Source organism: Morganella sp. HSTU-ASny43, assembly GCF_022819185.1.
Lineage (GTDB): Bacteria > Pseudomonadota > Gammaproteobacteria > Enterobacterales > Enterobacteriaceae > Morganella > Morganella morganii.
Window position 1 is genome coordinate 25737 of the sequence record NZ_WSPG01000035.1, and the last position, 11852, is coordinate 37588.

The window sequence follows — 11852 nt, forward strand, 5'->3', positions numbered from 1 at the left end:
TTACGCTCCTGTGTTCTGGTTATTGAAGGGGTGAATAATCACGCCCTGAACAACGCGGTTAACGGTGCCGCTGGCAGACGGGGTATCCGGTGTGATCCCGGTTCTGACAGACTGACTGAGGGCAAATAACTGTGCATACGGCAGGAAACAGAACAGCAGTTCTGTATCACTGAGGGCATCACCGGCAGGCAGATAGCAGTGTGTCCCGGCGCTGATGGCGTCATCCGGCAGATCGGCTATTGCGACCACCTGTTTGGCGATCCGGTCACGGCGCAGTTCGGCCAGCAAATCCAAATCATACTGACGGGTGTAAGGCTGGTTTGAGATGTACACAACCACCAGAGTGTCGCCGTCGACCAGAGATTTCGGGCCGTGGCGGAAGCCGGTCGGCGTGTCATAAAAGGCGGCGATTTGCCCGGCGGTCAGTTCCAGCAGTTTGAGAGCGGATTCCCGCGCCAGTCCCTGGAAGCTGCCGCTGCCGAGGTAAACCACGCGTTTAAACGAATCATTACCCGGCAGGATTTGTCCGCAGTTTCCGTGAGCGGCGAGAATATCCCGTGCCCGCTGCGCCACAACGGCAAAACGGTCTGTGCTGAACGTCTGCGGGGCGAGGACGGCGAGACAGCTGCACATCATTGAAGTGATGCTGCTGGTCATGGCAAAGGCTTTGTCATTGGTCTGCGGCGGCATCAGCAGAGCAAAACCGTTATCACTTCCCTGTACGCGCTGATACAGATGCCCCTCTTTATTACAGGTGATCACCAGATGAGAGCAGCGGGCAACACACTGATTAGCGAGGTCAAACGCGGCAACACTTTCCGGGCTGTTACCGGAACGGGCAAAGGAGACCAGCAGCACCGGCTGTTGCTCAGGCAGATAATCCGCCGGATTGGTGACGATATCGGTTGTCGGGATCGCCGTGACGCTTTTGCCGTTCAGGCGGCGCAGTACGGGAGAAATCATCTCGCCGATAAAGGCGGAGGTTCCGGCACCGGTCAGAATGATGCACAGGTTGTCCTGAGCCAGCAGCGGTGCCAGAAAAGCATCCAGCTGTGCGCGTTGTGAGTCGATTGAGTGTAATGCACTCATCCAGCAATCAGGTTGCTGGCGGATCTCCGTTTCCGTCCAGGTGGAATAGTGGGGTGTGGCGGCAGAAAGAGGGTCGTGCATAGCTTCATCCTTTACATGACGTTCAGCCGAAAGTGAAATGAATCAAAAGATCACCCGATCCGTCATTACCTTTCAGTTGGTTTCGTTTTGAGGTTTCATTTCAATTTACAGGAAGGAAAACGAAGGATCAATGCAGTAATGAAAAGAAAACGAAAAGTGTGATTTGCGCCACAAGTGAAATGATTAAGCTATTGTTTATTAGTAAGTTATGTAAAAGTACCCGGTGGATAAACATAAGGAAAAGAAAGGCGCGGAGAGATCCGCACCTCAGAATGAAAGGAAATCAGCGTACCGGTTGTCCGTGGATCCAGGTTTGTGTTACCCGCCAGTCACTGTTCAGGTTATTGAAATGCGCCCGTTTTCCCGCCGAGATACTGCCGTGTGTCGCGGTGATCCCCAGCAGTTGTGCCGGTTGCAGGGACGCCATGCGGATGGCGGTTTCCGGCAGCGTGCCGGTATCACTAATCATCCGGCTGACCGCGTCATCCAGTGCCAGGGTGCTGCCCGCCAGGCCGCCGGAGGCCGTCCGGACAATGCCTGCTTTCATCGTGACATCATGGCCGCAGATATCATAAATGCCGTCCGGCTGCCCGGCCGCCCGCATGGCATCGGTGATCAGCACCGTGCGGTGTGCGGCGCACTGACAGACAATCCGCATCACTGCCGGGTGGACATGATGCCCGTCAGCGATAAGTTCCAGCCAGGCGCGCGGGTCGGATAGTCCTGCTCCTGCCATGCCCGGCTCGCGATGATGCAGGCCGGTCATGCCGTTGAAACAGTGAACCAGCCCGTCAGCTCCGGCATCGAGAGCCGCCAGAGTCTGCTCATAGGTGGCGGCACTGTGGCCGAGCATTACATTCAGCCCGCGCCGTTTCAGATGACGGATGGCATTCAGCGCCTCCGGCTTTTCCGGTGCCAGTGCGACTACTTTCAGTGTGCCTGCCGCATCGGTAATCAGCGTGTCCAGCTCACTGATCTGTAATTCACGGAACAGCTCCGGCGAGTGCGCACCTTTGTTCTGCGGGGTGAAATACGGCCCTTCCAGATAACTGCCGAGCACTTCCGCCACCGGCTCTGTGGTGGTTTGCTGCTGACAGTAGCGGGCGATCCGCCCGAGGGTGCTGCGCAGATCCGGCAGCGGGGCGGTCACCGTGGTGGCGAGCCACGCGGCGACGCCCTGTTGTGCTTTGAAAGCGGCAATGGTTTTCAGCGCCTGCGGGTTATCATCCATCACATCCATACCCTGTCCGCCGTGGACATGGGTATCAATGTAAGCCGGGCAGAGCTGCTCTGCATCAAACTGTGTTTCTTTTGCCGCCAGCGGCGTGATAGCGGTAATGATGCCGTCTGATACCGTCACCGCCTGATTTTCCCGCCAGCCGTATTCTGTCAGCACACGGCGGGCGCGGATTTGCTGAATCATATGCCTTCGTCCTCAGTTTCACAGCAGCGTTCGCGTTGTAACTCGTCTGTCAGGCTGGTTAATCCGCGGTGACCACAGGCCAGTGCTTCGCGGCGGAACTCAGCCGGAGAGAGAGAATCCCGCTCCAGCGCCATTTCCAGCAGTAACTGCAGATTAGTGCCGGTGATCACTTCGCGGTCTTCCCGGCCCTGTGACAGGGTGGCCGCCACGCGGAACGGCGTACCGCCGAGAATATCGGTCAGGAAAATCACACTGTCACAGTGTGACATCAGCGCCAGTGTGGCTTCCAGTTCCTGTGTCAGGCGGGCGGTGGTGGATTCCGCCGGAAAATCAACCGCCGCGAAATCCTCCTGTTCCCCGATAATCTGTAACATGGCTTTTTCCAGTCCGGAGGCAAAGCCCCCGTGACCACATAAAATAATTCCCGGCATCAGTGACTCCTTTTATCACAGGAAATGGGCGAATTTACCGATAATACCCAGCGCCACGGTCAGTACAATCAGGCGCAGCGGGCTCCAGCCACGGCGTACCAGCCAGAACATTGACAGGGTGTATACCAGCGGCAGGAAAGCAGGCATCAGCTTATCAATCACATCACTCTGCAATTTCACCACCGCATCACCGGCGGTAATCTCCAGTGTGGTTGAGAGCCGCACATAAGTGGCCACCAGCGCGCCGATCACGGTCATCCCGACAATCGAAGCCGCATGGCCGACTTTTTTGGTATTGGCTTTGATAAGCGGGATGGCGGCAACCCCCATCCGGTAAGCATAGTGCGCCAGGCCGAAACGCAGCCCGAAGTGCACAACGTTAAACATCACCAGGAACACCACAGCACCGAGAATCGAGCCCTGTAATGCGAGACTGGCACCGATACCGCCGCAGATAGGCAGCAGGGTCAGCCAGAACATGGCGTCGCCGATCCCGCCCAGCGGCGCACCCACCGCAATTTTGGTGCTCTGGATGCTGTTTACATCCTGTTTGGAGCGTTCCATTGCCAGGATGATGCCGATAACAAAGGTCACCAGGAAAGGGTGGGTATTGAAGAATCCCATATGGCCTTTCATGGAGCGTGCCAGATCACGCGGATTGGTGTGGATTTTTTTCAGTGCGGGCAGTAAACCGTACAGCCAGCCCGCCGCCTGCATCCGCTCATAGTTAAAGGAGGCCTGTAACAGCAGGGAGCGCCACGCGACCCGGTTGATATCTTTGCGGGTCAGTTCCGCGCCGGTGCTCTGATCTTCATACACGTTCTGGTTACAGTCTGCCGGCAGTAAGGTTTCCGCTTCTGCGGCAGATGAATGATTTTTTTCAGATGCCATCTTCAAATTCCTCGTGTGACGGTTGTGCCGGTTCGCTTTCTGCCGGTTTGCGGACGAAATCGATCATTGCCATCGCCAGTGCGGCGGCAGCGATTGCCAGAACCGGCAGCTGAAGCCAGGCCGCGCCGACAAATCCCAGAATAAAATAAGGAATGTAGGCATTTTTCATCATGATTTTCAGCAGAACGGCAAACCCGATGGCAGGCATAATGCCGCCCGCGACACCCAGTCCGTCAATTAAGCGGGCAGGGAGTACATCAATCAGGGTTTTGGCGTGATCCGCCCCGAAATAGATCGGCAGGAAGGCACAGAGAAAATAGAACGTACCGAGCGCCAGCAGGGCAAGGTAGTTGATGCGCTCAATCCCCCGGGTATCGGCATTGGCAGCCATTTTGTCACAGCGCGACATCACACCGGACATGACCGAGAACAGGAAGGTGATCCCCATCTGCACTGCCACGGCAAACGGCACTGCAACACCGACCGCCACTTCCGGTTTGACCCCGGTGGAGATAGCAAAGGCAGTCCCGACAATGGTACCGATAATCACGTTCGGCGGTTGGGCACCGGCCAGCGGCGCGAGTCCCATCCAGACCAGCTCCAGTGTCCCGCCGGTCAGGATCCCGGTATTGAGATCACCGAGGATCAGACCAACCACCGGCCCCAGCACCACCGGACGGTGAATGTGGGTGAGCCCGTTAAACAGATCCAATCCGGCAATAAAGGCTACCAGCCCGAGAGCGATAGCTTGTAACAGACTGATTTCCATACATGTATCCTCAGAGCAGTTTAAACAGATCCTGCGCCGGTTCTGTCGGTACGCCCTGGATATAACAGGCGACACCGGCCTCGTTAAGCCCGCGGAATGCGGCGATATCCGCCTCATCCACAGACACAGTTTTGGCAATCTGACGCTTGCCTTCGGTATAGTGAATATTGCCGACGTTAATGCGTTCCACCGGAACGCCGCCTTTCACCAGAGTCAGAAAATCTGCCGGGGTTTTGCAGACCAGCAGAATTTTCTGGCGGTCAGCAGCTTTATGAATATTGTCGATCACTTTCTGGAGCGGCCAGAAACGCACGGCAATCCCTTCCGTCAGCACCATTTCCATCAGGTTTTGCTGCAGCGGATCTTCCGCCACCTCATCATTGGCGACCAGCACCAGGTTGGCACCGGCAAATCCCACCCACTGGACACCAACCTGTCCGTGGATTAACCGTTCATCAATACGACTTAACACAATATTTGGCATGGCTGTTTCTCGCTCTTATCGGCAGGCATGGTTTTACAGGCATCGTGATAGTGACGCAGCACAGTCTGAATGTGTGCGATGATTAACTCTTCCGGTGCGGCGGAAATCGTTCCGGCACGTACCAGCGGATACTGTAACGGCAGATACTGGCTGATCAGCGGCAGCGGGATCGCCGTTTCTGTCAGGTTTTCCAGCAGACGGGTCACTGCCGCGCTGATGGTCTCATCCGGCCAGTAATAGCGGATGCGATCGGAATAGCTGTAGCTGCGGGCAAGACGGCGGGTCTGCTCATCACCGGTGTAATAACTCTGCCAGTAGCCCGGTTGTTTCAGCATGACATCTTCCAGCACCTGACGCAGCCCGGAACGTACTGCCGGAGCAACCAGCTCATCCTCTATACCGGCGAGGGCATACAGTGCTTCACGCAGGGCGAAGGTCAGACCGGGACCGACTTTCAGAATCGCAAAGTGATCGTCAACTAATTGACTGAGTGCATGCGGGGTCTGGTAATCCGTGGAGTGCGCCTCGTACACCAGATGGTCATGATGTGTGATCATCTCACTCAGGGCACGGGCTTTTTCCGGACGGTAATCAATAACATTATTATGATCAAATTCCACCCCCGGCTGTACCACCAGCCCGGTAATGCGCGGCCAGATATCCGTGAGCTGATGCCGCGCAAATGCGTCCTGATGTGCGGCGATAGTGGCAGATGCGGCCTGCGGTGTGGTGACCGCCAGCTCATTCAGCTCTTCGTGAGCGCCACCCGGCACCGGCACTTCTGTACCAATCACATACACCAGGTCGCGGATGCCGAAATGTTTCTCACAGGTTTCCTCGGCAATCACCGCCAGGCGGGCAGCGCGCTGTGCGACGATTTCATCCGTCAGCGGCACCGGATCACCGGCACAGGACATACTGCAGTCAAGGTGAATCTTTTTGAACCCGGCGGCAACATAAGTGCGGATCAGCTCATCGGCTTTTGTCATGGCGTCTTCAGCCGGTTCATTCTGCCAGCGGTTCGGCCCGAGGTGGTCGCCGCCGAGGATCAGATTTTCACGGGGAAAGTGATGTTCATCGGCCAGCTTCCACATAAAATCACGGAAGTCCGCCGGGGTCATGCCGGTATAACCGCCGAACTGATCCACCTGATTGGAGGTTGCTTCAACCAGTAACGGCGTTTGTTGTTCACGGGCAAAACATACCGCTGCTTTCAGAATATACGGATGGGCGGAACAGACAGCATAAATCCCTGTTTTCTCACCCCGTTTGTGACGGGCAACGATATCAGTTAAAAGTTTCACTTTCCTCTCCTTACAGCCGGATTTGGTTTGTTTTTGTTTCGATGTCTGAATAACATACTGCTATACAGGAAAAAGAAAACAAAATGAAAGGTTGTGAAATCCGGATCTTCATCACAAAAGAAATATAATGAAAGGATTAATTCCTGAGTCATCCGGTGTTCACCCTTTTTATGGGCTTGCATTCCGGACAAAGAAAAGCGTTAATATGCCAAACGAAATGAAACGAAAGATTTTTCAAATGAATGTTAAGGATAAAATCATGAACAGTCCGGATGCCGGGACGGATAACCGGGTGATGGGAACGAGCGGGCGGCGTGAGCATATCATCCAGCTTTTGCGCACCCACGGCAGTGTTCAGGTGAATGAGCTGTCGCAGCAGTTTCATGTTTCCACAGTGACTATCCGCAATGACCTCGCTTTCCTCGAAAAACAGGGGATCGCGGTGCGTGCCTATGGCGGCGCACTGATTTGTGAGGGGGTTTCACCGGTCAGCGAGCCGTCACTGGAAGATAAAAGTACCCGCCACACCACTATCAAACGCAATATTGCGGCGGTAGCCGCCGACCTTATCCGGCCGGGGCTGCGTGTGATCCTGGACTCCGGTACCACGACGTATGAGATTGCCCGCCAGCTGCGTCACCATCAGGATACGATTGTGATGACCAACGGCATGAATGTGGCGAATGCCCTCCTGGAAGCACCGGGCGTGGAGCTGCTGATGACCGGTGGTCAGCTGCGGCGCCAGTCGCTCTCTTTTTACGGCGATCAGGCGGAGCAGTCATTGCAGAATTATCACTTTGATATGCTGTTTCTCGGGGTGGATGCGATTGATCTGGAGCGCGGCATCAGCACACATAATGAAGATGAGGCAAGGCTTAACCGGCGGATGTGTGAAGTGGCCGGACATATTGTGGTGGTGACGGATTCCAGTAAATTTAACAGTTCCAGTCTGCACAAAATAATCGATACTCAGCGTATTGATACCATTATTACTGATGACGGTATTCCTGAAGCGAGCCTGACCGGGCTGCGCCGGATTGGCACAGAAGTGATTCTGGTGAAGGGATAACAAAAAAAGAGTGTAAAACAGTACGGATACTGCGGAAATAAAAGAGATAATAAGCTATAAGTTTATTATGTTTATTTCCCGGTATCCGTGTGAATGGTAAAAATACTATTATCTGTCCTGTCATTGTTTTATCCGTTAATTTCACCGGCAGTATCGGATGAATGTCAGAATATTGCCCGTCAGGCCGAAAGTCAGAGTGCAGGGAGTGAACGCCATATTTTCCGGGTATCGTCTCCCGGCCGGGCCTATTTTTATTCCGCACCGGACAGCCGCTGTAAAAGTAAAAACAGTTTTCTGATTAAAGGTGATTCCGTTATCGGTTATCAGATCGCCGGAGATTATCTGTTTGGCGGTTATATTAATACCGAAGGTGAGCTGATTGACGGCTGGCTGTAATTATCCCAGCTGACGGAAACTAACCTCAGAATATCCCCGCTTGCGGAAGAGGTGGATTACGTAAACCGCAAGCCGAAAAAGAAAACGGATAATCCGTTGCCGGATGAGGATTATCAGCTGATGACCGGTAAGATGATACTCCGTCCCGGAGAGCCGGTAAGTCAGCTGCGCAGTGATATCCTGAAATATTATTCTCAGGAGCCTGAAACTGTATTTATCGGTTATAGTAAAAACGGACGGACACTGGGGGTGGGCTATCCGGATCCGGTGGTTTCTGTTTATATATCAGACGGTGTAAATGATAAGATTGATGAAGAGGTTATCAGCCGGACGAGCAATGTAAAACAGATCGCTTTATTATCCGTGGTGACCATGTTTTGCAGTACCGCAAACAGGGTGATTTCGCCTATGTGAATTATATTAACAGCAAAAACAGAGTGGTTGAGGGCTGGATAAAACTGTCACTGCTGGAAAAATCGGATGAACAAAATAATGACCTTAATTATCAGGATTTCATTTGGTCATCGGATGACGGCGAGGCGGATTTACTGGGAAAACCACTGAGTGATAATACGGTTTCCCGCTGGCTGGAACAGCAGAAGAAAAAGGTCTCTGTAGCACCGCTGCATGATTTTATCCGTGAGTTTGAATTATGGCGTTATGATACCGGTGATACGATAATTACCGTCGCCGGTACCAATGTGATTATTGAAAAACGGACCGGGGGACGGGATAAGTATATTTCGGAAATAACCTTCAAAAACAATCGTTATAAAACCAGACGGGGAATTGCGGCAGGGGATTCATATCAGGATATGATTAAAGCCTACGGAAACCGTTATCAGATATCCCCGGGCGACAATTGTTACTATTATTCCTGGTTCGATCGCCGGCTCGGTTTTTGTTTTGACGGAGACCGGGAAATTAAAGAAGTTATGTACAGAAACTATCCGGAATCAGATATCCGCTGATATATCCTGAATACCGGCAACGCATTATATGAGAAAAACGGGTTTTAATATCCGGATGCCGCCGGGGCTGCATCCGGATCACCGGAGAGTTAAAACGAGTACAGTGTTGCTACTGATTCACCGAGTTTTTTTGCCAGATCGGATGCGGCATAGCGCTCCGTAATGATTTCAATATATGCGGCGCGGTCACCGGTTTCCGCTTCCCGGATTGCCTCATCCAGCTCCGTGCAGGTGGTGACGCGGCGGCAATACCAGTTATCGCATCCCAGCGCCTGTGGCAGTTGTGCGTAACGCCACTGCGGCAGGTTGTTATAAACGGCTTCCGGGTCTTTGCACAGCAGGCGCTCAATGAGATAGCCGTCATTATTCAGCACGAAAATAAGTGGTTTCAGACCAAAACGGCCAAACTGGCTGATTTCCTGGGCAGTCAGCTGGTGTGAGCCTTCCCCGGTGATCAGAATCAATCTGTGATCAGGCGCCGCGATGGCGGCTCCAACGGCCGCAGGTGTTGCCCAGCCGATTGATCCCCATAACGTCTGGTTATGGAATTGCGCCCCTTCCGGCAGCAGTGCAAAGCCAAGCCCCATAGAAACGGTGCCGGTTTCGGCGATGATAATGTCGTCTTTTCTGAACAATTGCTCAAAACGGGGATACAGATACGGTGGGGTAATATTACCGGAAGCGTCAGCTACCGGTTTACCCAGCCCGGTTGCTGCCGGAATATGACATTCTCTGTGCGGAAGTCCGGCGATCAGGGCGGGAAGCAGATCCTGCATATACACATTCTGCCAGATTGCCACGCCGACTCGGACATGATCCGCCATAATGCTGATCAGCTTTTCCGGGGCGATATCAGCGGTAAAACTGCCGGTGTTAAAGTCCGTCATCACCGCTCCGATACCCAGCACGCAGTCACTGTTTTCAACAAATTCCCTGACCTGCGGATTCATCAGCTGACCGTTATACATCCCGGCGTAATGCGGGTCGGACTCACTGATGATGGCTTTATCCATAAACATGGTGGCGTAAGGCAGCCCGGTCCGGTGGATCAGCGCCTGTACGTCATCAATCAGTCCGGAACGTGCGGCCAGCATGCCCGGCAGGATACAGGCGGACGGGCTGTCCGAGAGTTTTGCTCTGATCGCGGCAACCGCTTCAGTGAGCGCGGTTTTGTCACTGACCGGTTGTGCCGGTGCGGTAAGATGTTCCGGCATCTGAACCGGCTGTGTCGCGTAATCAAACGGGAAGCCCATATAGACCGGACGGCGCTCGCGCAGCGCGGCAGCAATCAGGCGTTCCGTCTCCGCCACACAGTTCTCCGGGGTCATTATGGCGTAGGCACATGAAAGGCGCTGCCCCAGTTCACAGAACAGGCTGAAATTACCATCGCCCAGGGTGTGATGCACCTGGCGGCCACTCTTCTGCACACCACTGGCAGGCATGCCGACCAGATGAAAAACCGGCAGGTTTTCCGCATACGAACCGGCAATACCGTTGATCGCGCTTAATTCACCCACGCCGAACGTGGTGGAAAGCGCCGCGGCGCCCTTGATACGCGCGTAGCCATCTGCAGCATAGGCGGCGTTCAGTTCGTTACAGTTACCAATCCAGCGCTGTGTGTTACCGTCGCAGACCGCATCTTCAATGGGGAATGCAAAATCCCCCGCGACACCGAAAATATCGGTGATGCCTAAATCTGCCAGACGGCTTAAAACATGCTCAATTACGCTTTTTGTCATTGTTATCTTCTCCGATCACACCGTTTATTCAGAACGAACCACGTGTTATGACGATCATTTCTAGTGGTTCTGCGGTATAAATGGAAATGGTATATAATCATCAGTGTGATAACTTTTTGTTATAGGGCAGCAAAAACATGGATATACGCGCACTCCGCTACTTTACAGAGGTGGTTCAGTACAAAGGATTCAGCCGGGCGGCAGAGGCGTTGTTTGTCACGCAACCCGCCATCAGCCGCAGTATTCAGAAGCTGGAGCATGAACTGGGATTTCCGTTACTGGTCCGTGATACCGGCGGGGTGACGCTGACCGATGAAGGGGCGATTCTGTATGAGCACGCGCGACGGATTCTGGTGCAGTTTCAGTGTATGAACAAAGCATTACAGGATAAATCCGGCCCGCTGACCGGCACACTGAATGTGGGATTACCGCCGGTTATCGCCTCGACCTGGTTTGCCGGGATTATCATGGCGTTTACGTCCCGCCATCCGCAGGTGGAACTGAAGATTTTTGAACTGGGCACGAAACAGATGGCCGAAGCGATGACCGACGGTACGGTGGAAACCGCTGCGGTGATGCTGCCGTTTGATGAGCAGCTGTTTGAGCTGCACCGTTTCGCCACCGACCGGCTGATGCTGCTGGTGAATCATCAGCACCCGCTGGCGGCAAAAAAACAGGTGAGCTTTGCGGAGATTATCCGTGAGCCGTTTGTGTTTTTCTCCGAAGCATTCCGGATAAACGACCTGGTGCGCAGCGCGTGCGGGATTTACAGCACGGAACCGGTGGTAGCAGGACGGAGCAATCACCTTGATCTGATCCTTGCGATGGTCAGGGCGGGGGTGGGGATCACGCTGCTGCCGGACAGCATGTGGCGTGAACGCACGGCTGATGGTCTGGTACTGCTGCCGGTGACCGACCCGGTGCTCTCCTACGATCTGGCACTGGCCGGTGTGCGCGGCGGGTATCAGAGCCGCAGCTGCCGTGCGTGGAATGCACTGGCGATGGAAATACTCGGTATTCCGTATGTAACCGGTGCCGGCCATTTACTGTAAATACAGTATATAAACCACAAATAACAGCAGCATAATGAAAATCAGTGCCGGGCCGGTGAAGTGTAATCTGACCGGGCGCGGCTCCTCTTCCGGCGTCAGCCGGCGCGCTGGTGATTTTCTGCGGGGAGAGGCGGCGGGGGAGACGGTTCTGCG

13 protein-coding genes are annotated in these 11852 nt (G+C 54.0%); 5 read left to right on the forward strand and 8 right to left on the reverse strand.

What is annotated here, in order from left to right:
• The 7 genes from GN208_RS15820 to kbaZ form a co-directional block, all read right to left on the reverse strand.
• Complete coding sequence (locus GN208_RS15820) at positions 1 to 1170, reverse strand: SIS domain-containing protein (protein ID WP_004237707.1); 1170 nt, start codon at positions 1168 to 1170, stop codon at positions 1 to 3.
• A gap of 283 nt (positions 1171 to 1453) precedes the next feature.
• A complete protein-coding gene (gene nagA / locus GN208_RS15825) occupies positions 1454 to 2593 on the reverse strand; it encodes an N-acetylglucosamine-6-phosphate deacetylase (protein WP_004237709.1) in 1140 nt (379 codons plus the stop codon).
• Positions 2590 to 3024 (reverse strand): PTS galactosamine/N-acetylgalactosamine transporter subunit IIA, encoded by a 435-nt coding sequence (gene agaF, locus GN208_RS15830; protein WP_004237711.1) that lies wholly within the window; start codon positions 3022 to 3024, stop codon positions 2590 to 2592. The genes nagA and agaF overlap by 4 nt, the downstream gene beginning before the upstream one ends.
• 15 nt (positions 3025 to 3039) lie before the next feature.
• Positions 3040 to 3915 carry a PTS N-acetylgalactosamine transporter subunit IID gene (agaE, locus tag GN208_RS15835; protein WP_004237712.1) on the reverse strand — a complete coding sequence of 292 codons (876 nt, stop codon included), beginning with the start codon at positions 3913 to 3915 and terminating at the stop codon, positions 3040 to 3042.
• Positions 3905 to 4684, reverse strand: coding sequence for a PTS N-acetylgalactosamine transporter subunit IIC (agaW, locus tag GN208_RS15840; RefSeq protein ID WP_004237713.1), 780 nt, complete (start codon positions 4682 to 4684; stop codon positions 3905 to 3907). Before agaW ends, agaE begins: the two co-directional genes overlap by 11 nt.
• Positions 4685 to 4694: 10 nt before the next feature.
• The gene (gene agaV / locus GN208_RS15845) at positions 4695 to 5168 is read right to left on the reverse strand and encodes a PTS N-acetylgalactosamine transporter subunit IIB (protein ID WP_004237714.1); all 474 of its coding nucleotides are present in this window, start codon (positions 5166 to 5168) and stop codon (positions 4695 to 4697) included.
• Entirely contained in the window at positions 5150 to 6472 is a 1323-nt protein-coding gene (kbaZ, locus tag GN208_RS15850) for a tagatose-bisphosphate aldolase subunit KbaZ (RefSeq protein ID WP_015422933.1), read from the reverse strand. Before kbaZ ends, agaV begins: the two co-directional genes overlap by 19 nt.
• 259 nt (positions 6473 to 6731) lie before the next feature.
• On the opposite strand from kbaZ, the gene GN208_RS15855 reads away from it, so the two are divergent.
• From GN208_RS15855 to GN208_RS15870, 4 genes are all read left to right on the forward strand, one after another.
• Entirely contained in the window at positions 6732 to 7541 is an 810-nt protein-coding gene (locus tag GN208_RS15855) for a DeoR family transcriptional regulator (RefSeq protein WP_015422932.1), read from the forward strand.
• Between the two features lie 93 nt (positions 7542 to 7634).
• Entirely contained in the window at positions 7635 to 7937 is a 303-nt protein-coding gene (locus GN208_RS15860) for a hypothetical protein (protein ID WP_004237718.1), read from the forward strand.
• A 51-nt stretch (positions 7938 to 7988) separates the two neighbouring features.
• Complete coding sequence (locus GN208_RS15865; protein ID WP_048884202.1) at positions 7989 to 8351, forward strand: hypothetical protein; 363 nt, start codon at positions 7989 to 7991, stop codon at positions 8349 to 8351.
• The gene (locus tag GN208_RS15870; RefSeq protein WP_048884201.1) at positions 8348 to 8908 is read left to right on the forward strand and encodes a hypothetical protein; all 561 of its coding nucleotides are present in this window, start codon (positions 8348 to 8350) and stop codon (positions 8906 to 8908) included. The genes GN208_RS15865 and GN208_RS15870 overlap by 4 nt, the downstream gene beginning before the upstream one ends.
• 89 nt (positions 8909 to 8997) lie before the next feature.
• Here GN208_RS15870 and GN208_RS15875 read toward each other — a convergent pair whose 3' ends face one another.
• Positions 8998 to 10647: a thiamine pyrophosphate-dependent enzyme gene (locus GN208_RS15875; RefSeq protein WP_243828476.1), complete on the reverse strand. Its 1650-nt coding sequence runs from the start codon at positions 10645 to 10647 to the stop codon at positions 8998 to 9000.
• Positions 10648 to 10784: 137 nt separating this feature from the next.
• On the opposite strand from GN208_RS15875, the gene GN208_RS15880 reads away from it, so the two are divergent.
• Positions 10785 to 11699, forward strand: a complete 915-nt coding sequence (locus GN208_RS15880; RefSeq protein WP_004237722.1) for a LysR family transcriptional regulator — start codon at positions 10785 to 10787, stop codon at positions 11697 to 11699.
• Positions 11700 to 11852 lie beyond the last annotated feature (153 nt).